Origin of the sequence: Pseudovibrio sp. Tun.PSC04-5.I4, from assembly GCF_900104145.1 — a bacterium.
GTDB lineage: Bacteria > Pseudomonadota > Alphaproteobacteria > Rhizobiales > Stappiaceae > Pseudovibrio.
Map to the genome: position 1 here is coordinate 2,431,734 of NZ_FNLB01000006.1, position 25,491 is coordinate 2,457,224.

Sequence of the window (25,491 nt, forward strand, 5' to 3'; positions counted from 1 at the left end):
CAATGGCATAACCCATAATGCTCACATAACGAATGCTACGCTTGACCGAGAGCGGGTGATTGCAACATACAATTTTGCTCGTGTTTCATCCGCTAAAGCTTGAGTATTATCTACTAGCCAAGCTTTCATTCCTTTGGTGGGGTAGATCAGCACGTGATCAAAAGTAAGCCCTTTGGATTCTCCAAAATTGTACACCGCAGTTGCAGATGATACTTCCTTTGTGCGATCCCAACGCAATTGGATTGCCTTGCGCTCCTTCAAGTAAGGTTCAATGTCTATAGGTGCAATGAAATAAATGCCGCGATGGCTTTTGTCTTTTTGCGAGTCACATTTTTTGCATTTGCATGGTTCAGACGCTAGCAAGAAAGGGTATAGCAACGATGCAAAATCGCAAATTTCTTTGCAGTTTCGATGTGAATCTCTGAGGGTTACCGTATCAAACTTAAAAGGTTGCTTTTTATACTGCTTTTTCTCCAAAAAACCTCTGATATTCCCATTCCTAAAATCTTTATTCGCCTTTGGATGGTTCGTGAGGTATGTCACTTGGCGCGGATCACCCGCCAACAGGAAGTTTTCAATTGTCTTAGAAAAAGCTCTCAATAGCGTCAAATCGTGTCCGGCCAAATCCTGTACTTCATCTATGAATATATACTTATAAATCAACGATAGCCGTTTGCTGATCTCGCCTTTAGATTTTGCTTCAGCGGTAGCGACAAACTTTGCGAGCTTATCTGAATAAATATCTCTTTCACTGTTCAAGTAGTGCTGCTTTGAATGTGTTTCAGCTCCGAAATAAATAGGCCTGGGTGGGTCAAAACTCTCATCGCGATACCTTAAGCCTGAGGGCTCATTGGTAAGCTCCATTCCATGAATATCCCCATCAAGTATTAAACTTTGAAACGGGCGAACGCCGTGTTCAATTAAGAAAGAGAACCAAGTTTGTGTTTTGATGTTTGAGGGCATAGAACCGCCATTCATTTCGGCGATCTTTTTTCGAATCTCTTGCTCATTCGCTGTTGTATAGGTTGTAATGAGTACCCAGTCTTCGCGAACTTTCAAAGCTTCTCTGACAAGATACGTGGTTTTTCCTGAACCTGCAGCGGCTATCAAGTACCTATTGTTAGCCATCGTTTTTCACTGCCTGCATAATGTATTCTGGAAACTTCAGATTTTCTTTGGTTTCAAATAACTTGAGTGAACAGACAGTCTTATTCCGGTGCATATATTTAAACATTTCATCATCAGCGGCATGCTTGGTACCAAATATTTTATTAAAGAGTACCAATCCATTTTTTTTTAGTAGCTTTGGCTCAAGAGTATTGTAATTAAACTCATTATCCGGTCCGATTTCGAGTTCATCATCATAGCAGATGTTGATGCAATCTTTCTTCTTGTCACCAAGATAGTCTGCATACTTCTTCTCTAACGCTTCAATTTTGCCGTCACTATCGGTCACGACGTGCACTCTTTTCTGAAGCGGAGCAGCAATTTCCAAAAACCTATTGAATGCCAATGAACGAACTGAAATCACTTCAACGCCATCTTCTATTGGTAACCGTCCACCATGCAAGTCTGTGTAGGCGCGTTGCACCATCAACTCGTCACAATCCCCCTCAACCAGAATTGCTCGATTGCAAAGCAATAGCCGTAGAACGTCATATCCTGGAAGCTTTTTGAAGTATTTCGAAGTAGTAGCTTTGAGTTCATTCAAACGCATAGTCTTATCGCTGTTCAAAAGAATTAGACTGTTCAAGCCAAGTTTGTTAGCCACATAACTGCTGTGAGTGCTGACAATAAGTTGACGACCTTCTGAGTTGCTCTCGATCCTCGAGATTAGCTGACTCATTTTAGTATGCGAGAGATGTGTCTCAGGTTCTTCTAACAGCACTACAGAAGCATCTTTGGCCCGCTTGTGTCCCATCGCCAACGCAGTCTTAATTATGCTCTGCTCACCCTTACCTATTAGATGAAACGGAACTTCATCGAGATATGTTCCGAGGCTGTTCTCCCAAGCAGATTGCGTACCAAGATCGACCGAAACCTCAATGTTCTTGTCTTTTAGATAAGGATCTTTTTGAAGCTTATCGTTAATGCCCTGAACCGCTTTGTTGTCCATAAAATGTTGCTTCATCTCACGATGTGCCTGAGATAGTTTAACCCTTTCTTCGTCTTCTAAGCCATTGCGGACTATACGAGATATATAAAGATCAGAGCCACTTGAAGTGCGGTATGTGGAATTATCTATGAGAGCCGATTTGATTGGAATGCTCAATGCAGTAATTTCTTTTCGGGCGAAGGACTTTCTTACTACTCGGTAGAATTCAATGGGCAAGGACTTCAAATTTGTTTTGTCGAGAGCATTGTACTCGCCGTCATACGCATCATTGTACTCAATTTTGTAGAGTATTCCTGGGCACGTCACACCAGAACTGTTGCCATTACCCACCAGCAGGCCAGCTTCAGGAGATACGTCATAATCCAAATACAACTCAATCAGGATGGTAGGTGGGAGCTGAGGTTTCGGTGTTATCAAACTCGCTAAATATGCGTCTATTACCCTGTTGTTAAAGAGATAAGGCGACAATTCATTGCGCAGGTATTTGCCATGAAATAGTCCTGTGAGCGCCAAATGAATTGCTTCAATGATTGTTGTTTTTCCAGCCTCATTATCACCAACAATAATGTTGAGATCTTTATTCAGTTCGAGCTGAAATGAACCTTCGAAACACTTGAAGTTACGTGTCTCTATTTTTTTAATATACATTTTCAAACTGCTTTGGTTTAAATGAAGAGGTACGGCTGCAATCACCAAACAACCAGTAGGTTGGGACTTCGAATCGCCTACAATTTATTAGTTTAATTGTCTCTTTGGAGAATGAGATGAAATTTTTACCAACAGCATTTGCAAACGTGGAATTTGCTTGGAAGCTTTTGGCTTATGGTGAGGCGGGTGAAATAGACCTAAAGAAGCTTGACTGCGACATCATATTTAATGATGACAACGGACGCCCATTTTTTGTCCCACCAGTTCAGATCTTTAACGACCCGAACGATCTCATACATGCGCTTCACAATAATCTCACAATAGCTTTTGGCGCTGCAGCTATTACATTGCATCGCTCCGTCGAGGAAGCCGGACACAGTATACCAAAGAAAGCTTTTGCATCGGAAAACGAACAATGCATTGCACTAATCTATCAGGTAAGGAATGCATTTGCTCACGATATAGCGGAACCTAAATGGGAAATGCGGAATCCCGTTTTCATTAGGGAATACACCATTGAGCGTAAGACTTTTGACCTGAGAGAGCTGCATGGAAGGCGTTTCAGTTATGAAGATTTCGGCCCTGAATCTCTATTTTTTTTAAAGACTTATGCTGAGCGGAATTTACTATAGAAAACTCTCAATCTAAATAAAGCCTATCTCGCAGTTTCTCTGATCTTACAAACTAGTGATCATCATGAAAACACCAGTTCTTTATGTCATCGGTAACGGATTTGATCTGCACCACTGGAAGAAAATGGGGGCATATCCTGACACCAGCTTTTCTTGTTTTGGGTCCTTTTTAAAAGAAAATAGAACAGAAATCTTCGATTTATTGGTACAGGTTTTCAATTTTCAGGTTGATCCTCTTGCTTCTAGTGAACCTGGTGGGATCAGTTGCTGGGGAGAGTTTGAGAGTACACTAGGCAACTTTGAAGCAGAGCAAGTGTGGGAGAGTGTCAGAGACTATTTAGATGACTCCGACCCACATCGTTCTGGAGAGGCTAGTTGGGAGGCTGAGCGAATAATAGATGTACTAACTAAAGATATGCGCCACGCATTTAAGGACTTTGTAAATGGAGGTTCAGAAGAAGGCGCAATTCAATACCCTAACGACATTGATGGTGCACGGCTCAGAATTATTGGAGATGCTTCATTTTTGAGCTTCAACTATACAGATACGCTTGAGCGATACTATGGTATACACCCCTCTCAGATCTGTTACATACATGGCAAAGCATATGCCGGTGAGGACTTATTGCTTGGGCATGGTGTTGGTTCAGAGGATCTAGGGAGTGCGGAAGAGATTGAAAGTACAGAGCCACCAACAGGTCTCACACCAGAGCAACAAGAAATGTGGTATGAAGAGAAGAGTGATCAATATAGCTTTTCGTACGAACTAGCCGAGGTGGCAATAAACAGTTACTGGGCAAACTCATTTAAGAATGCAAAGCAAAATATTTCTGATAACGAGCAATTCTTTAAGTCTCAAAAAAACGTATGGCATATAATTGTATTGGGGCACTCCCTCTCAGAAGTTGATCTGGATTATTTCGTTACAATCGCACAGCATGTGGTGCCAAATGCTATTTGGTATGTCTCGTATTACGATGAACATGTGAAGCACAGATTCAAAACGACGCTATCAAATCTCGGTATCTCTGCAGACAGGCTCCAGCTCTTTAAGATGGAAGAGTTGAGGCAGGCAAACTCAGTTTCAATCTAAAACAGTTCATCAGATGAGATCGCTCTGAAGTTGTAGTCTAACTTTGTCTACGGCTGCTTTGGGGAAGATCGAATGTCAGGTATTGGTCACAAGCGAATTGCTGCACCCGCGAAGACCGATGATGTCGCGTATGACTGCCATGGGCTCATGAACCCGTGACACACCACGCTACAAAAGCGCATAGGTCCAACCGAAAAGTACTAAGGAATGCACCTGCACTAGCTTCCAAAAGAATTGTCTCAACCCATGATGGAACCACCTGAGTGGCTGCTTGTGGCCCACAGTTGCCTGTTCGCACTGGCCGTGTATCAGTGCCAGATAAATCGCAAAATGCTCCGCAAGTTGAAACTGCCGCTTGAACACTCATACCCCATAAACTATACTCTGATATTCATATATTAAGTACTGGCCGAGTGACGCAACCGCCAGATGCACGAAAGAGGCGCTATCCATGGATGTTGGGGCAAATGATATTTACCTGGAACGCCAACCAGAAAGACTGGTTCTGGAGGGGTATCGCCGTTGGTCATCCGGTTTTGAGACAGATTCCATCACGCCCTGGGAGATGGCTTGGGAACTCTACAGCGAAGTGCTCGGTCTTCAAAATGCCGGAGTGGCGCTAGCCAGCCTATCTCAATACGTGCGCACACTGAAGCGCTGCGCAGCCTGTCCGCTTCGTTCTTACCCTTACGATTCTCAGCATCTTTGTGTCGAAGAATGTTTGACCATGGGTCTTATCGCGGGCTTGCAGCACGATGTCGATACAGTGGACCTCTGCCTGCAGCACATCACCTGCCCACAAAGATGCGAAGAAGTTGAACAAGCTGCCGCAAATTTCGCTGAAACGCTCAAGTCCCTCGGCCAAGTCATGCTGCCCATCCCATCCCACGTTCTGACAGACATTCTGAAAAAGAGTTCAGGCGGAAGGGTGCATTAGCATCGAAATAAGTAGCGCTTGTCTGCTTGAGATGGGCGTTAATAGCTCCGAACAACAAACTTGTAATCATGACCGGCAAGAATAGGTTCTGTTCTCCCGCTTCACGTCGCGCTTAAGTGAACGCGTAGACGCACGTATGACTGCACACGAAAGCACTCAGAAAATCTTCCTATGCCAATAGCAACAACCCTTGATGGAGCCATTAGAAGGGCCGCAGTTGGCCCGTAGTGACAATTGTGTTGTTATGCAGCGAAGGTTTGCTTTTCCCGTAACAAATATTTACGCCCTCAGCCTAGTTAAAGGCAAATCGCATAATCGCCTCACGTTTCAGTTCCAGGCTACCGCCCTCACCGTATTTCGGTCTGTTGTAAGCATGTCCCATCAATTCAACACGAAGCCGGTGATCGACACCAGCTTCCAACATACTCTCCTCAAATGAATGTCGCAGTGAATAGGGTGTATGGCGATCTGTCTCTTTCAGCTTTCGCTCAACCATCACCTTGTTGACCAAAGCGCTCCAACGATCCGCTTTGAGGTAGTACGCCTGAACCCCTCCCATTGCGACAAGTCGCTTTGCTGCGTCCAGTGAGACACCTAGCAGCGGGACATCGCGTGCAGACCATTTGGTCTTCAGTTTACGTTTAACTGGTCCATCCCGGTATTCCTCAACACAGATATGAGGCACCTCATGGTCCAGAACAAAGTGCTCCAGCTTCGCACCAAGTAGTTCTGATGGCCGAAGGCCTGTGTTGATGAGGATCTTAAACACCAGCACAGCCTCCTCATTGGTCGCGCCGAAGGCATCTGGAGCCAGCAGGGCTGTCTTGATCCAGTCACGCGAGAATGATGGCCTGTGCTCCTGCAACTCGTTTTCCGCAAGCCTAAGCTGAAGAAACGGGTTGGCGAGCTGCTCTTGCCTGAGATCCCGCCAGGTCGAAAAGATTTTGGAGAGGTGAGTAAAGTCCTTATTTGCCGTGCTCGGCTTCTTGTCCTCATCGACGACACGATCCATCCACCACTCACGAAGCTTCAAACCATCGTCACGGGTTAGTTCATGAACATCTTTATCGCCCACGACTGCGATCAAATTATTAACGGCTTTAAGTCTTGGGTTCTTCCATTTGCGAATTTGATCGTCACTCTTCCCGATCAGCAGATCTGGAGTTAGATCCAGGTAATCCTCATAGAGCCTTGATATTTTCAGAGCAGGTTTTGGAGCGCCGCCAAGCAGGCCATCAGCAACAACGGACCCTGTTTTAGATCTCTCACTATCCGGAATCACTTCAATCCGGTTCAGCAAGCCACCAAGAGGTTCGGCTACGACCTTCTCCAAAGACAGATAGGAATAACCCTGTGCTTCAGCAAAATTAACTGCAGCATCATAATGGGTCTTCGCTCCCTCATGATCTTCGGCAAGCAAAGCTTCCCAGTACGCAATAAGCCTCTCCTCAACGATGAGAGATTTCTTTTGCGCCACCTCAGGGCATTTGGTTTTAAGGGAAAGCTGGATACGTGAACGCGGGTCAACACAAGCGTACCGTCCAGGAATACGCTTCACAAAGTAGTAGACACCACGACTAATTGTATGCGCCATTCTACGTCCAATCCTACACCTGTGTTATGTAGTTTGTTATGTAGAATGTTATGTAGAGAAGGGCGCCGGTGTCAAACCGAAAATCCAGACAAGTTCTAGGCTACTGTTTTCTTTGGTGAAATGTTACTTTTTGGGACAAAATGAATGGCGGAGAGACAGGGATTCGAACCCTGGAGACAGTTACCCGCCTACACACTTTCCAGGCGTGCGCCTTCGACCACTCGGCCACCTCTCCGCGTCCGCAACACCGAGGCTAGCCCGGCGGCGTGAGAGGGGTATAGGCAAAACTCTGTGGGGCCGCAAGTGCTCTTTTCACTTTTTTTGTCACTTTCCCCAATCTGTCGAACTAAAATGAAAACAAAGGGGTTTTCAGTGGCTGTTCAAGGGACTTATCACTCTTAATTACGCAGTTTTGACTGGATGTTAAGAGCGTGGTTTATGCTTGTTCTGATAGGTTACACCATAGATTGCATCAGATAGTGTAAGCGAACTCACACTTATCAATGTTTGATGCTGGTTGTGCTCACAGAAAAAGGAAGCAGACACGTGGTTGGATTTTTGCTGCGTTTTATTGGTGTATGGTTTGTAGCCGTGGCTCTGGTCTCATTTGTGGTGGATGCCACAAAGAGTATTGCCATCTCCAGTTGGACATCCACGCCTCTGGGTTTGATCTGGTTTGACCTATCACCCGAAACGCTCAACGCGTCACAAGCTGTTATACAGCGCTACGTCAGCCCTATCCTATGGGATCCGGTTATTCAGAACATCCTGCTGATGCCAGCTTGGATGATATTCGGACCGCTCGGCCTCATTATGTTATGGTACGGAGACAAGCGCCGTCGCATCAGCTCTACTTTGCTGTGATGCAGAGACTACAGGTAAGTGAATATGTCTTTTCTCAAAATGCTCTCAAACAAGTTTAAAATGCCGGAAGCCGGAGATACGCTTCCTGGCCGGGATACGCCAGTTATGACACCAGGTAAGCACGTGGTTAATGGCCGCAATCTGGATGGACCTTACCCAGAAGGCATGAAGGTACTTTATGTGGGCATGGGGTGCTACTGGGGCGCAGAGCGGGCCTTTTGGGAATTGCCAGGTGTTTATGTCACCGCAGTTGGTTTTTCCGGTGGCTTGACGAAGAACCCCACCTACCACGAGACCTGCACTGGTCAGACCGGTCACACAGAAGTGGTGAAAGTGGTTTACAATCCAGCTGAGGTTTCTCTGGTTGAACTGCTCAAGACTTTTTGGGAACGCCACGACCCAACACAGGGCATGCGACAAGGCAATGACGTAGGGACCCAGTATAGATCCGCGATTTATTTGACCGACACAGAAGATATTAAGACGGCTAAGGAAACTGCAAATACATACCAGCAGGCCCTCAAGAAATTTGGGAATACTACCGCGATCACCACTGAGATCGAGGAAATTGAAGAGTTTTACTATGCTGAGGAATACCACCAGCAATATTTAGCACGGAATCCAGAGGGATACTGCGGCCTTAGAGGCACAGGTGCGACTTGCCCGCTGCCTGTTTCACCCTCATCCCTTCAGCAATAGGTGATCAAAAGTAATTTATAAATAATTGCAACCTGTAAATAATCGGGGGCATTGCTTATGATTTTATTTCATTTGCAGGTTGCACCCCTTCGAATTACTTATTATTTTCAATTTTATTAAACTTGCATTTGTTAGACTGCAGTTTTAGGATTAGCACTATTGACGCTAAGTCAAAATCGTCACGCCAGTATTTTTGAGATATAATTTATGATGACAACAGATCATATTACAGACCAACTTTCCGCAGTAAGCACAGCACTAGAAGATGCAAGTGTAGATGCTTACGGGGACCTTTCCACCAGTGCTGTGGCAGCTCTGTTGATTATGAGGCGGTCTCCGGCAATTTCTATCGGAACAGTTGCTAAAGAAGTTCGTTTAAGTCATTCCGCTACCGTTCGCCTCATTGACCGTCTTGAAAAAGACTGGTTAGTACGTCGTCTGCGCCGCAGAGGCCGTGAGGTCTTGGTAGAACTAACCGTTCGCGGTAAGCGAAAAGCTGTGGAAGTGGCAGAAGCCCGCCGGAAAGCAGCACAAGCGCTTATAAATGACGTGGATCCGTCCCAATTGGACGACCTCTCTTCCATTCTCAAGTTAATTTTGAGCGACATCGAAAGCACAGCCTGTACACGGTTCTGCTACGATGATCCGATGGAACAAGAAGCAGTAGCAGAGAATGAGCCCGCATAAGGCTTAAATTAGGTATCCTTCCTATATCTCTAATGATTTCAGATCATATGCTACGCAAGAGCACCGGGGTTCACGCTTCGGTGTTATTTGCGTTTTAACGGCTCCTCTGCCGCGAAGTTAAGCTTCTCTTAAGTATAAACCCAATACAAATTACAACCATGATTTGAATAGTGAGCCATACACAGTACGATTTCGAGAGCGGCGTTCGATTGGACGCTTGTAGCGTATTTCAGCTCTCTCGTGTGTGTAACTCCTTTCATATTTAAAGCAGATTGCGAATGACCTGAACTGGTCGATCTGCTTTAGGTGGTTGAATTTATACGTGTTTTTAGGATAATGCATCATTCTCAGAAACACGTTTTAGGTAATTGGGTAGATGTATTTGGGTGTTGCAAAACACCGATACGGTTAAGGGAAGACCTGAAATGAGTGCTGCAGTCGCATTTGAAGAAGAGGTAAGCCAATCTGACACTGGTACAGCCAGTTGGCCCATTACCCTAGGTTGGGTTCTGGCTCTGTTGAGTTTTGGTATGAGTTGGGCTGGTGATACCGGCACCATGAGCATTCTTAGTGGATCTGCTTTCATACTGGCAGCAATTCCAACTGCTATGTGGTTAGGGGATAAAGGTTCCAGTGCGTCCGACCTGACCTCAGGCCTCTGCCTTGCTGTTCTTGCTGGCGTTGCTTCTGCAGCCGCAGCGCTTGGGGGATATGCAGAAGGCTGGCAGGTTGATTTCAACATTCTGTTCTTCGCGCCCTTGATTGTGCTTGGTTCCTCTAAAAACGGTGGGGCTCTTGGTGGTTTCCTCGTGGTTTCAGCGCTTTACCTCCTTAGTAGCCTATTCATTCTTCCAGATTTCTTGGTAAGTGCGCAGAGCACTATGGCCGGTAATCTGATCATTCTGGTACTCCTGATTGGCGTAACAATCGCATTCTTCAGTGCGCAGGGTGATGCTGACAGTTCTGATAGTGACTCGACTGATGCACTGGCAGCAGCTACTGCAGCCGCCGCAACAGAATTGGCAGACACCGAGCAGAGAATCGCGAAGCAAGTTGAGCGAATTTCATTTTTTGAAAAGCACATATCTGAGCTTCGTGACGTGGTTGATGGTCAACTGAAAAGCCTTTCTCAGAACACCCACGACATTGTTACTGCTTCTAAGGGGTTGGAAAACGCGACTCAGAAGTGCTCAGGCCATACAACGGCTGTCATTGGCTCTTCTGATTCTGCCTCAGGTAATGTGCAGACAGTTTCCGCCGCTTCAGAAGAATTATCTTCTTCTATCGGCGAAATAGCCCGTCAGATTGCGCAGGCCAACACAATGGTTGAAGCTGCGACCCGCGGTGCACAAGAAACCAACACCACCATTGGCAGCCTTGCAGAAGCAGCAAACCGCATTGGTGAAGTTGTGACGCTTATTAAGGCGATTGCCGAGCAAACCAACTTGCTCGCACTGAACGCAACCATTGAAGCTGCCCGTGCAGGTGAAGCTGGTAAAGGCTTTGCTGTTGTGGCCGCGGAAGTGAAAGAGCTTGCGAACCAGACTTCTAAAGCTACCGAAGAGATTGCCTCTCAGGTTTCCGCAATTCAGGGCAGAACCCGCGAAGCAGTGGACGCGATTGGCTCAATCTCTCAAACCATGGACGAAGTGAACATCCATACCGGTGCAATCGCGGAGGCCATTACCCAGCAGGGCGATGCGACCAACGAGATTTCTGCGAATATTGCAGCCGCGGCTGATGGCACAATGGCTGTTACAGAGAGTATCAACAGCCTGAGCGAAGCTATGAATGAGGCAACCGGCTCCGTATTTGATGTGAGCGAGAAAGCCACCAAAGTGGATGGTGATCTGAATGAAGTTCACAGCGCACTGGAGCGCTTCTTCCACAAAGTTGCATGAGTTAGACGCTGAGATTTGAACTTGCGGGTCGCCATTGGCGGCCCGTTTTGCGTTTTGGAGATTATATGCTGAAGGCCGCCATCGACAGCTCGATTGTGTTCTGTAGCTATTTGTGGCTCTTGCGGCCCATAATCTACGTAAAATTGCCCAGCGATCAGAGTGGGAAACTATTTTATGATTGCCTTGTCGAAATCTGCTGGTATTCAACTCCTATAAAAAAGATAATCGACTAAGAATGGGAAAGCATGGCGCACTTTGAGTGTGGAACAGTTCTACTTGTAGACAGGCTTAGCCATGAGCCTGCACGCCTCTTTCAAAATCCGAAGCGTTTGTTGATCTGCCGTGATCTTTCCGAAGTGCCCGATTTCCTCCAATTGCTCGAAAAAGAGCGGGCAGCTGGCCATCATCTTGCTGGCTACTTCTCCTATGAATTTGGCTTTGCGTTTGAAGAGAAACTGAAAGCCCGGTTTGTTGGTGCAGGTAATGCGCCGCTCGCTTGGTTTGGGGTCTATGACGCCCCAGCTCTTCTTTCTCGCTGTGAAGAAGATGAATGGTTGCAGCAGGCCGCCGCCAGTGAAGCAGCGCCGTCAATCCAGATCAACCAGTTTGATATGAGCAAAGCTGACTATGAGGAAGCCTTTGCGACGACGCAGCAGCATCTGGCGCAGGGCGATATTTACCAGATTAATCTGACCATGCGCGCGAAGCTTGAACAAGCGGGTAGCATTGCTGGATTGTTTGATCATCTGCTGTTTCAGCAACCTGTTGGTTATGCAGCCCTGATGCATCTTGGTGATCAGAAAGTTCTGTCTATCTCTCCAGAGCTGTTTTTGGAGCGCAAGGGCAAGCAGCTGACCACACGCCCCATGAAGGGCACCGCACAGCGTGGGCGCACAACAGCGGAAGACGCGCGCATTCAGCAGTGGTTGCAAAGCGATGAGAAGTCTCGCGCAGAAAACACGATGATCCTTGATCTGATGCGTAATGACCTGTCACGCATCACCAAGGCAGGCAGTGTTGGCGTTCCCTCTCATTGTGAGGTTGAGCAGTACCGTAGCCTGTTTCAGATGACCTCTACCACCACTGGTGAGCTGGTGGAGGATGCTGAACTTCCAGAGATTATCGCGGAGCTGTTCCCTTGTGGGTCTATTACCGGCGCGCCGAAATTGTGGGCGATGGAGATCATTGACGATCTGGAGAAGAGCCCACGCGGGATTTACACCGGATCCATTGGCTTCATTGAACCTTCTGGAGATTTCACCTTCAACGTTGCTATTCGTACGCTGGTGATTGAAGCGGATGGCTCTGCTGAGATGGGAACTGGCTCCGGTGTGGTGTTTGATTCAGGGGCTTCCCCTGAATATGACGAGTGCCTGCTGAAGCTGAAGTTCCTCAATGGATCTGAACAGCCGTTCACTCTGTTTGAGACGATGGGCTGGACGCCGGAAGACGGATACACGCTTCTGGAGCGTCATTTGCAACGTCTTGCCGACAGCGCCGCCTATTTCGGGTTCCGGTGGGATCTGGAGCAGGCCTCGGCTGTCCTTTCTCACCATGCAGCAGGTTTTGACGGCCCTAAACGCGTTCGGCTGGATCTGCATGAAAATGGTAAGTTGGCTGTCGCCGCTCAGGATATGCCCCCAGCAACCGGGAAGCATTGGCGGATTTGCGTTGCCGATGAGCCTGTTCACTCGCAAGATCGGTTCCTGTTTCACAAAACCAGTCGGCGTTCGTTTTATGACCAAACCCGCGCTAAATATGCAGCTGTGCACGGGTGTTCTGAGGTGATTTTTCTCAATGAAGCGGGCTACCTGACAGAGGGTAGCTTTACCACTTTGTTCCTTCGCAAGGGCGATAAGCTGCTGACGCCTGCCCTCACGCATGGATTGCTTCCGGGCGTGTTCCGTGCCGGACTTTTAGAGCACGGTTATGCCGAGGAAGCTGATCTGACATTGCAGAATTTGCAGGAAGCGGATGCCATTTATGTTGGCAATTCCCTTCGCGGATTGATGCAAGCGACGTTGGTTTCTCAGAGTTTTGAGAGGCTTTAAAGCCATCATTCGTCGGTTATGAATTCTCGATTGGCGTTTATCTTCAAACCACTCAACGCATCTGGCCTATGGGATAGCGGAATCTGGCCCTAATGCCGTTGCCCGGCTCAGGCTAGGCTCCTTCATAGCTAATTTGCAGGCTACAACATGAGCCTGTGACGTGATGGGGAGGATTTGTGCGATGAAGATGACCACCGAAGAGGCCTTTGTAAAAGTCTTGCAAATGCATGGCATTGATAACGCCTTTGGCATTATCGGCTCGGCGATGATGCCGGTTTCTGATCTCTTTCCCGCTGCTGGCCTAAAGTTTTGGGATTGTGCCCACGAATGTAATGCGGGCATGAGTGCGGATGGGTATTCCCGCTCTACCGGCAAAATGAGTATGGCGATTGCTCAAAACGGGCCGGGCATTACCAATTTTGTGACCCCGATTAAAACGGCCTATTGGAACCATACGCCTTTGCTGCTTGTCACCCCGCAAGCCGCCAACAAAACCATCGGTCAGGGCGGTTTTCAGGAAATCGAGCAGATGGCTCTGTTTCAGGACATGGTTTGCTATCAGGAAGAAGTCCGCGACCCTTCCCGTATCGCTGAGGTTCTCAACCGTGTGATTGAGAAGGCATGGCGCGGCTGTGCTCCTGCACAGATCAACATCCCCCGAGATTACTGGACGCAGGTTATTGATATCGAGCTGCCTCAGATTGTGCGCATGGAAAAGCCACGCGGTGGTCAGCGCGCCATCAAGCAAGCCGCTAAGCTGCTCTCTGATGCAAAGTTCCCGGTTATTTTGAATGGTGCAGGTGTGGTGCTGAGTGGTGGTATTCAGGCCTCAGTAGATCTCGCGGAAAAGCTGGCTGCGCCGGTATGTTGCGGTTATCAGCATAATGATGCGTTCCCCGGCAACCACCCTCTTTCTGTTGGTCCGCTGGGATACAACGGCTCCAAAGCTGCGATGGAACTGATCTCCAAAGCCGATGTGGTGCTGGCCCTTGGAACACGTCTCAATCCGTTTTCGACGCTGCCGTGTTACGACATGGATTACTGGCCTAAGACTGCCAAGGTCATTCAGGTAGACATCAACTCGGACCGTATTGGCCTGACCAAGAAGGTTAGCGTTGGCATCCAAGGGGATGCACGCGCTGTTGCGGAGCAAATTCTTGAAGAGCTTGCCCCACATGCCGGTGATGAGGGTCGTGATGACCGGGCAGCGCTGGTTCACCAGACCAAGTCAGCCTGGTTGCAGCAGCTTTCCTCCATGAATCATGAGGATGATGATCCGGGGACGACATGGAACGAGCGTGCACGCGAGCGTGAGCCGGAGCGGATGTCGCCTCGTATGGCGTGGCGGGCTATTCAAGCTGCACTGCCGAAAGATGCGATCATCTCCTCCGACATTGGCAACAATTGTGCAATCGGCAATGCTTACCCAAGTTTTGATGAGGGGCGGAAGTATCTGGCTCCGGGTCTGTTTGGCCCGTGTGGTTACGGTCTACCAGCTATTTTGGGCGCAAAGATTGGTTGCCCGGATACGCCTGTGGTTGGCTTTGCAGGTGACGGCGCTTTCGGTATTTCCATGAACGAGATGACCGCGTGTGGCAGGGATGACTGGCCACCTATCACCATGGTCATTTTCCGCAATTACCAATGGGGTGCGGAGAAGCGCAACACGACATTGTGGTACTCCGATAACTTCGTTGGCACAGAGCTAAACCTGGACGTGCAGTACGCCAAAATCGCAGAGGCCTGCGGGCTAAAGGGTGTTCAGGTGTTCGGCATGGATGAGCTGACAAAGACCTTGAATGACGCCATTGAAGGCCAGATGGAACGGAATGAAACCACATTTATTGAGGTCATTTTAAATCAGGAACTTGGTGAACCGTTCCGCCGTGATGCCATGAAAGCGCCTGTTCAGGTGGCAGGCATTCATGCGGAGGATATGCGCGAACAAGAACTCGCGTAGGTCAGCCGCAACAAAAGCCCTTCTCTCAAGCCTCCTCAGAGAGAAGGGCACCCCTCCCCTTGCCCAAGTAGCCTCTCAACTACTTGGGTTTTGTTTTGGCTGGTTTTCGAGGGTCACTCAGGCATCATTGAGCTCTTTCAGGCCTTTCATGCGCAGTCCTTTGGGGTCGTACATGGGTTTGAATGAAGCTTCCGCTTTGTGCAGAGTGCCTTCCACCTCGATTTGATAGGCTGAGCCAAGAAGATCCGAGATAGACTGACCTTTGCACGGCACATACCCTAACCCGATAGCAGCGCCCAGCGTATGGCCGTAATTGCCTGATGTCAGGTAACCGACGATCTTTCCATCGCGCAGGATCGGCTCGTTGTGGTGGAGAAGTGGCTCCGGGTCGTCCAGCTTAAACTGCAACATGCGTACTGAGAGGCCTTCCTCCTTCTTCCGCAGGACAGCATCTTTGCCCATGAAAGTTGGCTTGTTCCTGTTCACGGCAAAGCCTAGGCCTGCCTCCAACACATGGTCTTCCTCTGTAATATCGTGCCCGAAATGCCGGAAAGCTTTTTCAATGCGGCAGGAATCCATTGCATGAAGGCCGCAGAGCTTGAGGTCTACCTCTGCTCCTGCCTCAATCAAGGTCTCATAGGCATGTGCTGCCATATCGGTGGAGACATAAAGCTCCCAGCCGAGTTCTCCCACATAGGAGACGCGGTGCGCACGGGCTAAGCCCATGCCAAGCTCAATCTCCTGCATGGTGCCGAAAGGGTGGTTCTCATTAGACCAGTCGTGGCTGGACACTTTGCTCAGTAGCTCCCGCGAGTTTGGCCCCATGACAACAAGCGTGGCTTCGCCTGCTGTTACATCGGTGATCACCACATTGGCCGTGCCTTTGTGCCTGTTCAGCCAGCTGAGTTCTCTCACCACCGTGGCTGCGGGCGTGACCAGTAGATAAGCGAGTTCTGAGAGGCGGGTGATGGTTATGTCGGCTTCTATGCCACCGCGTTCATTGAGGAACTGGGTGTAGACGATCTTGCCGACAGGAACTGACAGATCTGCCCCGCAGAGATGGTTGAGAAGGGTTTCTGCGTCCCGTCCTTCCACTCGTATTTTGCCAAAGGAGGACATGTCGTAGAGGCCAACGTTGTTTCTAATGGCCAGATGTTCGCGTTTGGAATTCTCAAACCAGTTCTGACGTTTCCAGGAATAGTTGTAGGTCGGCTCTTGCCCCTTATCTGCAAACCAGTTGGCGCGCTCCCAACCTGCGGTTTCAGCAAAGGCGGCCCCTGCCTGCTTCAGATGTTCATGGAGAGGGGAGCGCCGTACACCGCGTGCTGTTGCTTTTTGGCGGAAGGGGAAATGATCTGCATAGAGCAGGCCCAGCGTCTCCTTGGAGCGTTCGTACAGGAACGTCTTGTTACCCATAAACGGTTGCATACGGCGGATATCAACATCGGAAAGGTCAAACGGGGGATGCCCTTGGTCCATCCAATGAGCCAGTGCCATGCCCGCCCCGCCAGCCGATTGAATGCCGATGGAGTTGAAGCCTGCACAGACAAAGAAGTTTTTCAGTTCCGGCGCTTCGCCCAGATGGTAGGCATCATCCGGCGTAAAGCTTTCCGGGCCATTGAAGAAACTATGAATGCCGGTTACTGCCAGATCAGGGAAGCGGTTGATTGCCTTCTCTAAAATAGGTTCGAAGTGGTCGATATCCTCCGGCAGTTGATCGAAGCAGAAATCCTCCGAGATGCCGTTCATACCCCATGGCTTAGCGATTGGTTCAAATGCACCAAGCAAGATTTTGCCTGCATCCTCTTTGTAGTAGGCGCATTCATCCGGCACACGAAGGGTTGGCAGTTGCGGCAGACCAGCTATGTTTTCCGTGACCATGTAGAAATGCTCGCAGGCATGGAGCGGAACATTGACGCCCGCCATACGCCCGAGTTGATGCGCCCACATGCCAGCGCAGTTGACGACATAGTCCGCTGCTATATGGCCTTGCTCTTCACTGCCATCGCGTTGCCATGAAACACCGGAAACAGCAGTGTTTCGCTTTTCGATCCCAGTGACCTTTACACCCTCAAAAACTTGAGCTCCGCGTTGGCGAGCCCCTTTGGCGAGTGCGAGTGCTATGTTGCCGGGGTCTCCCTGCCCATCCTTGGGCAAGTAGAGCGCGGCGGTTACATCCTGCGCGTTCACATAGGGGTAACGATCCAGCAGCTCCGAGGTGGAAATCTCCTCAACCTCGACTCCGAAGGCTTTTGCCATGGATGCAGAGCGGAGCAGTTCGCTACGGCGTTCTTGCGTCAATGCGACCGTGACGGAGCCGTTTCTGCGGAAGCCTGTTGCGATCTCGGTTTCGGCTTCCAGCTCGCCGTAAAGCTCCTGAGAGTATTTCGCCAGTCGGGTCATGTTTTTAGAGGCACGGAGCTGTGCAATGAGGCCTGCCGCATGCCATGTGGTGCCGCAGGTGAGTTGCTTGCGCTCCAGCAGAACAATATCCTGCCAGCCCAGCTTTGCCAGATGATAGGCAACAGAACACCCTGCAATGCCACCACCGATAATGACGACACGGGCTTTTTGCGGAATAGGTTTCGCCATTGACTGCTCTCCCCTTCAACCAATACTGAAAACAAAAGAAGAGCACATATGTGCCCTTCTCGAAATTAGTCTTTGTGTTTTGGTTTAAAGCAGCCAGTCATTTATCTGGATTGGCCGAACTGCATTAAACCTTTAGTTGCTCGCGTATTCTCATCCAAAAACCGGCATCCACTTTTCCGGAACACGCTTTAATCTGCGGTGAGTGTTTTGCGCATGGCATCCACAATCTCGTCAACATGACTGCGTTCTGCAATGTAGGCTGGTGCGAGGATTGCCGAGTCCCCTGTCCACTTGGCGTGGCAGCCATTCCAGAACAACCGCTTTTGCATCTCGTTGCCTCGGATGCCAGGCTTGCCTTGCTGCGGATGAACTTCCACCCCAGCCATTAAGCCGTAACCTCGGATGTCTTTCACGATCGGGATATCTTGCAGAGACCAGATAGCCTCAAGGAAGTAGTCACTCATCTGTGCAGCTCTCTCAAAGAGCGCTTCGTCCTCGTAAATTTTGAGCGTTGCCAAACCAGCTGCGCAAGCCGCTGGATGGGCGGAGTATGTGTACCCATGGAAGAATTCAATGGCATTTTCCGGCGCGGCTTCGGTGATGACCTCATAAACCTGATCAGAGGCAGCAACCGCGCCCATTGGGATCGCACCATTGGTGAGTGCTTTTGCCAGAGTAATGATGTCAGGCATTACGTTGAACGCATCCACGGCAAACGGCTTGCCCAAGCGCCCGAAGCCCGTGATCACCTCATCAAACACAAGCAGGATGCCGTGTTGATCACAGATCTGGCGAACACGCTCTAGGTAACCCTTTGGCGGGACAAGCGTGCCAGTGGAGCCAGCAACCGGCTCAAGGAAGACCGCTGCGATGGTTGAACCGCCGTAGGTTTCGCAAAACCGCTGGAGATCATTGGCAAGCTCAGCGCCGGTTTCTGGTTGGCCTTTGATGAAGGCATTCTCTTCGTTCCATGTATGGCGCATCATAACGATATTCGGCATGACAACCGGGAAGGTTTCGCGGTTTTTGACCATGCCAGCCAATGAGACACCGCCCATATTTACGCCGTGGTAGGCCCGCTCACGGGACACAAAGCGGGTGCGTTGTGCCTCTCCATTGGCGCGGTGGTAGGCCATAACCATTTTGAGCGCAGTATCAATGGCCTCTGAGCCGGAATTCACGAAGAACACATGGTTGAACGGTTCCGGCAGAATCTGCGTGAGTTTTGCTGCAAACTCGAAAGATGTTGGCTGTCCCATCTGAAACGGCGATGTGTATCCGTTTTGCATCATTTGTGCATGAACAGCATCCGCGATTGATTTGCGCCCATGCCCAGCGGGGACGTTAAACAGGCCAGAGGACCCGTCAATCAACTGATCACCGTTCTGGTTCCACAGGTACATGCCTTCAGAGCGCGTGATGAGGCGGGGGGCACTCTTGAACTCTTTGTTGGCCGTGAACGGCATCCAGTGTTGTTCAAGAGAATTGGTTTTGGCTTGTTCAATTGGCTCTGCAAGGACACTCATCTCGATCTTTCTCCTGGAACACTGAGATTTTCACTATCAGCTCACCTAAAGGTACTGTTGATCAGATCATGTCTGCGAAATATTATTGCAGATAGGTCCAGTTGTTCTTGACCATAGGGCCAGATGAACTCATCCTACTACTTCTTTCTGGAATGGGAATCGGGGCCAGAAGTGCGTTATAGTCTGTTTTCAGTCGACCGAGATGACAGTACAACTCTACAAAGCCAGATCAGAGAAATGCTTGTTTCTGCAATTCTTTCTGGCCAACTTGCAGAAAATACACCTGTTCCCTCCACGCGTGCCTTGGCTAAACGACTGAGCGTTTCTCGTAATACGGTGATGCTGGCCTATCAGGCATTGGCAGCAGATGGATATCTGATCACCCGCGAGCGCTCCGGCTTTTATGTATCGCCTGAAGTTGTCGAGAATCTGGGGCAGTTGCCGGAGCCCGTGAAGCCACGAGAGCAAGTGCCGGGAGATCGGGTGGACTGGGATGCGAAGTTACGACTAACTCCTTCTACGCAATTCAACATTTTAAAAACCGAGAACTGGCACAGCTATCCCTACCCTTTCATCTACGGGCAGGTTGATCCTACGCTTTTCCCTATAAGTGCATGGCGTGATTGTGTGCGTCAGACAATGAGCATTAAATGGTTGGATGCGTGGACAGATGACCGGTTTACCACTGATGACCCCATGTTGATTGAGCAGATACAGCGGCGGATATTGACGCGGCGCGGGGTGAATGCAGAACCGGAAGAAATCCTCATCACCATGGGCGCGCAGAATGCTCTGTTTCTCATTGCGCATTTGTTTGTAAAGCAGGACACGCCTGTTGCTGTTGAAGACCCCGGTTATCCTGATGTGCGCAACATTATGCAGTTGCGCAGCACGGATATCAGGGCTGTTCCTATTGATGAGGAAGGCATATGCGTTGATAAGTTGAGCGATGCAAAATTGGTCTATGTCACGCCAAGCCACCAGTTCCCCACCAATACCACTATGACGCTGAAACGACGCAGAGAAGTGCTGGAATGGGCCGCTGAGTCGGATGCTTTGATCATTGAGGATGATTACGAGTACGAGACGAACTACCGGGGGCAACCAACTGCCGCATTGCGCTCTATCGATACATCCGGGCGTGTGTTGTATGTGGGTAGCCTCTCTAAATCGATTATGCCGGGTTTGCGGGTCGGGTTTATTGTTGCGCCCAAGCAGGTGATCAAAGAGATCCGCGCCATGCGGCGGTTGATGCTGCGCCACCCACCGGGCAATAATCAGCGCAGCGTTGCTTTGTTTTTGGCGCAAGGGTCACAGGATGCGTTGATCAGCAAGTTGCACCATGCGTACTCAAGCCGCTGGAACGCGCTCAGTGAAGCAGTCAACACGCATTTTCCCGGTTGGGCGCAGGTCTCCGCCTTTGGAGGGTCATCATTCTGGGTGAGCGGGCCAAAGGAGCTGGACGCCACTGTTTTGGCTCAGGAAGCCTTGAAACGTGGGGTGCTGATAGAACCGGGCAACGTGTTCTTTGCCGATCCAAACCGAGGGCGTAACTATTTCCGTTTGGGGTTTTCGTCAATACACGCTGAAAAGATTGCAAAGGGCATAGAAATACTTGCCGATACATCAGATAAACTATTAGTTTCCTCAGGTGCACAGCATATTAGAAACTTCGCACCTGCCTGATATCTGGGTTAATCGATCAACTATACCTTTTCCCGCCCTTCATTGCTGGGCCAAGAATTGATCTCCAGCTTGGGAATGCGGCATTAATATTGGGTTGTCGGTAACTTAAACCTATTTGTAGAACAAATAATACTATCTGGCTCTATTGGGTGCCGCAATCTGGCACTACCGGGTCCACTTGTTTCGGTGTGTCCTCATTACTGATAATTTTTTGAACGACAAGTGCCCACTTAATAAGGCGCGTAAAAAAACAAAAGGGAATTGCACTTCAGCATTGGAGGGGAATAATCATGGCATTTAGAAAGCTCGCAGGAAAACTAGCTCTTGCAGCAGGCTTGATCACAAGCCTTGGAATGAGCTCAGCTCACGCGCTTGATAAAATCACCGTCGCTTACTTTCTGGAATGGCCGACAGCCAACCAAGCAGCCCAAATGGACAAGACCTACGATGAGGCTCTTGGATTAGAGGTTGAGTGGCGTGCGTTTGGCAATGGAAACGAGATGGTTCAGGCCATGGTTTCCGGTGATGTACAAATCGCCTACAGCAATGGATTTGTCCCGTTTGTTGTTGGTGTTTCCTCCGGCGCACCAATCAAACTGGTTGGTGTAGCAGTCACGTACGCTGAGAATGACCTTTGCATTGTGCGCAATGATGCCGGCATTACCCAAGCCAACGCTAAGGAGCTGGAAGGCAAAAAAGTTGCGACCCCAATCGGGAACGTGACCCACTATAAGCTCATCCGTACTCTGCAACATCTTGGTGTTGATATTAACAAGGTCAAGCTTGTTCAGATGAACCCGGCTGATGCCGCTGTTGCCGTTGTCCGCGGTGATGTGGTGATGGGCTGTGCCTTTGGTGGCGCACTTGGCCGTATGAAGACTGTTGGCAAACCACTGATGACAGGTGCAGAGCAAGAAGCCGTTGGCATCAACACCTTTGATGTTGTGAACGTGACCGACAGCTTTGCTGCTGACCATCCTGATCTGATCCGGAAATTCTTGGAGGTCACCAATCAGGCAAACACAGCCTACATCGCAGACCCTGAAGCGGTTTACGGCAAGATTGCTAAGGCAGCTGGTATGGATCTGGAACCTGCCAAGGAAATGATCGGCAACTTCGGCTTCCCAAGCAATGAAGAGCAAATGAGCGAAAGCTGGCTTGGTGGCGGTATTCAGGCAGCTGCGAAGGGTGTGGCAGAGGTCATGGTTTCCGCTGGCGGACTAGATGAAGCGCTGGACGATTACTCCCCGTTTATAGACGCCAGCTATCTCAAGTAACAAAGCATGAAAGTGGCGGGCTGTGTCCCGCCATTCTTCCAAAAACAAGACCGGGCGAACCAGGCATTTTCCGTGCAATGGGGAGAAGCGCTTTGAGTGGAATAGTTGCCGACAAGATATCTATGGTCTTCACCCTTCCCAATGGTGATCAGGTCCATGCTCTCAACAACGTCAATCTTGACGTCAAAGATGGAGAAATCATCTCCGTATTGGGACCATCTGGGTGCGGAAAAACGACACTGCTCAACATTCTAGCTGGTTTCCTACGCCCAACGGCGGGCAAGGTCATACGGGAAAATACCGAGATCAAAGGACCGGGATCAGACCGGGGCATGGTCTTTCAGCAAGGCGCGTTGTTTGAATGGATGACCGTTGAAAAAAATATTGCCTTCGGCCCTAAAATGGCGGGCAAACCTAAAGCAGAAACTCAACGTAAAGTTGATGATCTTTTAAAGATCGTCGGTCTACAGGATTTTGGCAAAAAGCCTGTTTATCAACTTTCTGGCGGTATGCAGCAGCGTGTCGCGCTGGCTCGCTGCCTTGCCAATGACCCCGAAGTTATTCTGATGGATGAGCCACTTGGCGCGCTTGATGCGTTGACCCGCGAGAAAATGCAGGGCCTCGTTCTTAAGCTTTGGAAAGAGACTGGTAAGACCATTATTCTAATTACCCATTCTGTCGAGGAAGCCCTTTTTCTTGGTGAGCGGTTGATTGTGATGGCACCGCGCCCCGGCAGAATTTTGCGGGAATACACGTTACCGTTTGCGGATCGCGGATTGGTGGAAAGCCCTCGGAAAATCAAAGCATCACCTGAATTTGTTCAGACACGTGAAGAGGTTCTCTCTCTCATCTGGGAGATGGAAGAGGAGATTATGGGCAATGACAAAACGCTGGAACCAGCATAGGAGGCTGACATGAGCAAACAACACGCGCCCCCCTCTGGCCTGTCCGTTTGGCTTGGCTTGAAAGACAATGTTTTCACACAGCAAAAGACCGTTCGGTTTGGAGATTCCAGCGCGGTCAATTCCGGTCGTTTCTATTCAATCCTAACAGTTATCGTCCTGCTTGCCCTTTGGGGCGGCGCCAGCGCCCTTGGTATGTTGGAAAGCTTCTACTGGCCCTCTATCCAAGCAACATTTGCCCGTATCACTAAGCTCCTGTCTGAAGGTTTCCGAAATGTCGCCTTCATGGATCATGTCGGTATCTCTGTTTTCCGTGTGTTGGCTGGTGTCGTCCTTGGAGCAAGTGTTGGCATTCCGCTCGGGTTGGCGATGGGCTTGTCTTCAATCGCCCGCGGATTTTTTGATCCAGTCGTCGAGTTCATGCGCCCTATCCCGCCACTTGCGTTGATTCCATTGGTCATCCTGTGGTTTGGCATTGATGAGACTGCCAAGATCTTCCTACTTTTCCTTGCCTCGCTCTTCATCATGACATTGGCCGCACGCTCTGGCGTGAACAGTGTGAAGATCTCCAAGGTGCATGCGGCGTACTCTTTGGGTGCGTCACGATTGCAGATCCTGTTTCATGTGATCCTGCCCAATGCCCTGCCGGAAATATTTACAGGCCTTCGCACATCCATGGGCGTGTGCTGGGGAACTGTTGTGGCCGCCGAACTTGTGGCGGCTGATAGAGGCATCGGCTCCATGATCATGATTGCAAAGAACTTTTTGCAGACAGATACAGTGGTCATCGGCATCTTTGTAATCGGGCTCATAGGGTACACCATTGAACTCGGCATGCGGTTCCTTGAGCGGATTTTGATCCCATGGCAGGGCAAAGGTTAACAGCTGTGGGATGAAATTAACTCAAGCCCAGTCGTCTGCACTTTGCCAAAGAGAACCGTACCAGACGTTTTTACGTGTGAATTTCTTTAGTTTGGAGGCTGGAATTAAACACAACAGAGGACGAGTACGAAATATTTATCAAATAAATTTGGGGGAATTTGCGAATGAATATTTGGAAAAGAACACACAAACTGATCAGGGTTTGTTTTTATCTAGTGGGCCTGACAATTGTTGCGCAGATGCCCGCAGGCGCCACCACCGTCGGCTTTGACCGGTGTGAAGCAGTGGTGACCTGGATGAAAGGAGCTTGGCAGTCCAATGCATTTTATGCCCAGAACGGCGTAGATGGCTCTGACGCATCCATTCGCAAATACCTGTCTGAGGTCGAAGGCTGGTGCCCTATTCAGAGCAAGAAATACCTCTTCGTTCTGGCAGGTCAGAGCAACATGTTTGGCGGCAGTGGCGAATATGTGGGCGCCGAGGATTGGCGTAACAATGTCAAGTCGAACTGGACTGTTGGCGGTGTGACGCCAAATCAGAAAGCAATTGAAACCAGTTTCGACTTGGAAATTTGGAAACAACCAAGAAACGTCGTCAACCGGATCTATTACTGGCACGAAGATCCGAACGGCCAGGGCAGTTTCAAAAAGGTGAGCTTCCACGACCCACTCACCAGCAGCAAGATGCAAATGATGGTCCCTGTCAATTATAACCTGCACGGCCCCACGCTCGGAATCTATTTCGCCGCACAATTTCTGATCACCCACAATGATCCCAAAGCCGAGGTGTATCTCGTCGGAAAAGGCTTCCCCGCAACTGGCTTCAACCAGGTCACTAAAGGGCAAACCTGGTCCTCAGAACGTGCTGCACCTCATAAGCTGCAGGATTACCTGGTTAATCACTCAAAGAAAGCGATTGATGCTCTTCCTGGCGGCGTCGTTGCGGGATTGCTTTGGCTCCAGGGCGAAAATGATTACGCAATGGATGGCGTGGACCAGAAAAGCCCAGGTGCTATTGACGTGATTGCTGTGCAATACGCACAGAACTTACATGAAATGGTTCTTCGCTTCCGGACTGAGGTACCCTACGCCCATGGGGCTCGGTTCCTTGTTGCTACGCTCATACCGCAACATTATGCGGATCCAGATGGAGCGGTTCCATCCTTTACAAATGCACCCGATAAGGCACACAGGACGCTTATACCCAACTATGACCCGAAAAAGACTACCGGTGTGTACCACTCCTTTCTCATCGATACTTTTTACATGAAAAATAAGCCGGAATTTCAGCGAACCCTGGAAAGGCCTAGTGTGATAAAAACGCACTATTCGGCATTTGCGCTGCGCAAGATTGGCAAGTGCTTTGCCCAAGTCGCCTTAGGCAAAGACTGTACCAAAATCATGAGCGATGCAGTGTTACCATAGTGTGGGAACGAGGCATTCAC

General features: G+C 49.4%; 19 protein-coding genes and 1 tRNA gene. 14 read left to right on the forward strand and 6 right to left on the reverse strand.

Annotation, left to right across the window (positions count from 1 at the left end):
* Nucleotides 1–21: 21 nt before the first annotated feature.
* The gene (locus tag BLS62_RS16555; protein ID WP_093182874.1) at nucleotides 22–1,128 is read right to left on the reverse strand and encodes a UvrD-helicase domain-containing protein; all 1,107 of its coding nucleotides are present in this window, start codon (nucleotides 1,126–1,128) and stop codon (nucleotides 22–24) included.
* Nucleotides 1,121–2,764: an ATP-dependent nuclease gene (locus BLS62_RS16560; RefSeq protein WP_093182877.1), complete on the reverse strand. Its 1,644-nt coding sequence runs from the start codon at nucleotides 2,762–2,764 to the stop codon at nucleotides 1,121–1,123. The genes BLS62_RS16555 and BLS62_RS16560 overlap by 8 nt, the downstream gene beginning before the upstream one ends.
* 116 nt (nucleotides 2,765–2,880) lie before the next feature.
* On the opposite strand from BLS62_RS16560, the gene BLS62_RS16565 reads away from it, so the two are divergent.
* The 3 genes from BLS62_RS16565 to BLS62_RS16580 all read left to right on the forward strand — a co-directional run bounded on the left by BLS62_RS16565 (nucleotide 2,881) and on the right by BLS62_RS16580 (nucleotide 5,426).
* Nucleotides 2,881–3,396, forward strand: a complete 516-nt coding sequence (locus BLS62_RS16565; RefSeq protein ID WP_093182880.1) for a hypothetical protein — start codon at nucleotides 2,881–2,883, stop codon at nucleotides 3,394–3,396.
* Between the two features lie 64 nt (nucleotides 3,397–3,460).
* Nucleotides 3,461–4,489 carry a bacteriophage abortive infection AbiH family protein gene (locus BLS62_RS16570; RefSeq protein ID WP_093182883.1) on the forward strand — a complete coding sequence of 343 codons (1,029 nt, stop codon included), beginning with the start codon at nucleotides 3,461–3,463 and terminating at the stop codon, nucleotides 4,487–4,489.
* A gap of 451 nt (nucleotides 4,490–4,940) precedes the next feature.
* Complete coding sequence (locus tag BLS62_RS16580; protein WP_093182889.1) at nucleotides 4,941–5,426, forward strand: hypothetical protein; 486 nt, start codon at nucleotides 4,941–4,943, stop codon at nucleotides 5,424–5,426.
* Nucleotides 5,427–5,718: 292 nt separating this feature from the next.
* On the opposite strand, the gene BLS62_RS16585 is transcribed toward BLS62_RS16580, so the two are convergent.
* The gene (locus tag BLS62_RS16585; RefSeq protein WP_093182892.1) at nucleotides 5,719–7,020 is read right to left on the reverse strand and encodes a tyrosine-type recombinase/integrase; all 1,302 of its coding nucleotides are present in this window, start codon (nucleotides 7,018–7,020) and stop codon (nucleotides 5,719–5,721) included.
* 145 nt (nucleotides 7,021–7,165) lie between these two features.
* A tRNA-Ser gene (locus tag BLS62_RS16590) sits at nucleotides 7,166–7,255 on the reverse strand.
* 311 nt (nucleotides 7,256–7,566) lie between these two features.
* Here BLS62_RS16590 and BLS62_RS16595 point away from each other — a divergent pair.
* The 6 genes from BLS62_RS16595 to xsc all read left to right on the forward strand — a co-directional run bounded on the left by BLS62_RS16595 (nucleotide 7,567) and on the right by xsc (nucleotide 15,182).
* On the forward strand, nucleotides 7,567–7,884 hold the full coding sequence (locus BLS62_RS16595; RefSeq protein ID WP_208990905.1) for a hypothetical protein: 318 nt from the start codon (nucleotides 7,567–7,569) through the stop codon (nucleotides 7,882–7,884).
* A gap of 24 nt (nucleotides 7,885–7,908) precedes the next feature.
* A complete protein-coding gene (msrA, locus tag BLS62_RS16600; protein ID WP_208990906.1) occupies nucleotides 7,909–8,583 on the forward strand; it encodes a peptide-methionine (S)-S-oxide reductase MsrA in 675 nt (224 codons plus the stop codon).
* A 207-nt stretch (nucleotides 8,584–8,790) separates the two neighbouring features.
* The gene (locus BLS62_RS16605) at nucleotides 8,791–9,270 is read left to right on the forward strand and encodes a MarR family winged helix-turn-helix transcriptional regulator (RefSeq protein WP_093182895.1); all 480 of its coding nucleotides are present in this window, start codon (nucleotides 8,791–8,793) and stop codon (nucleotides 9,268–9,270) included.
* Between the two features lie 425 nt (nucleotides 9,271–9,695).
* Entirely contained in the window at nucleotides 9,696–11,171 is a 1,476-nt protein-coding gene (locus BLS62_RS16610; protein ID WP_093182898.1) for a methyl-accepting chemotaxis protein, read from the forward strand.
* Between the two features lie 245 nt (nucleotides 11,172–11,416).
* On the forward strand, nucleotides 11,417–13,222 hold the full coding sequence (pabB, locus tag BLS62_RS16615) for an aminodeoxychorismate synthase component I (protein ID WP_093182901.1): 1,806 nt from the start codon (nucleotides 11,417–11,419) through the stop codon (nucleotides 13,220–13,222).
* 181 nt (nucleotides 13,223–13,403) lie between these two features.
* The gene (gene xsc / locus BLS62_RS16620; protein WP_093182903.1) at nucleotides 13,404–15,182 is read left to right on the forward strand and encodes a sulfoacetaldehyde acetyltransferase; all 1,779 of its coding nucleotides are present in this window, start codon (nucleotides 13,404–13,406) and stop codon (nucleotides 15,180–15,182) included.
* 117 nt (nucleotides 15,183–15,299) lie between these two features.
* On the opposite strand, the gene BLS62_RS16625 is transcribed toward xsc, so the two are convergent.
* Both BLS62_RS16625 and BLS62_RS16630 read right to left on the reverse strand, forming a co-directional pair.
* Nucleotides 15,300–17,774, reverse strand: coding sequence for a GcvT family protein (locus tag BLS62_RS16625; protein WP_093182906.1), 2,475 nt, complete (start codon nucleotides 17,772–17,774; stop codon nucleotides 15,300–15,302).
* 188 nt (nucleotides 17,775–17,962) lie between these two features.
* Entirely contained in the window at nucleotides 17,963–19,300 is a 1,338-nt protein-coding gene (locus BLS62_RS16630; RefSeq protein ID WP_093182909.1) for an omega-aminotransferase AptA, read from the reverse strand.
* A gap of 123 nt (nucleotides 19,301–19,423) precedes the next feature.
* Here BLS62_RS16630 and BLS62_RS16635 point away from each other — a divergent pair, with 123 nt between their 5' ends.
* The 5 genes from BLS62_RS16635 to BLS62_RS16655 all read left to right on the forward strand — a co-directional run bounded on the left by BLS62_RS16635 (nucleotide 19,424) and on the right by BLS62_RS16655 (nucleotide 25,471).
* Nucleotides 19,424–20,986, forward strand: a complete 1,563-nt coding sequence (locus BLS62_RS16635) for a MocR-like pyridoxine biosynthesis transcription factor PdxR (RefSeq protein ID WP_208990907.1) — start codon at nucleotides 19,424–19,426, stop codon at nucleotides 20,984–20,986.
* A 290-nt stretch (nucleotides 20,987–21,276) separates the two neighbouring features.
* Nucleotides 21,277–22,263, forward strand: coding sequence for a taurine ABC transporter substrate-binding protein (locus BLS62_RS16640; RefSeq protein ID WP_093182912.1), 987 nt, complete (start codon nucleotides 21,277–21,279; stop codon nucleotides 22,261–22,263).
* Nucleotides 22,264–22,385: 122 nt separating this feature from the next.
* Nucleotides 22,386–23,168 carry an ABC transporter ATP-binding protein gene (locus BLS62_RS16645; RefSeq protein ID WP_093182915.1) on the forward strand — a complete coding sequence of 261 codons (783 nt, stop codon included), beginning with the start codon at nucleotides 22,386–22,388 and terminating at the stop codon, nucleotides 23,166–23,168.
* 9 nt (nucleotides 23,169–23,177) lie between these two features.
* A complete protein-coding gene (locus tag BLS62_RS16650) occupies nucleotides 23,178–24,047 on the forward strand; it encodes an ABC transporter permease (RefSeq protein ID WP_093182918.1) in 870 nt (289 codons plus the stop codon).
* A 164-nt stretch (nucleotides 24,048–24,211) separates the two neighbouring features.
* Nucleotides 24,212–25,471 carry a sialate O-acetylesterase gene (locus BLS62_RS16655; protein ID WP_093182924.1) on the forward strand — a complete coding sequence of 420 codons (1,260 nt, stop codon included), beginning with the start codon at nucleotides 24,212–24,214 and terminating at the stop codon, nucleotides 25,469–25,471.
* Nucleotides 25,472–25,491: the final 20 nt, after the last annotated feature.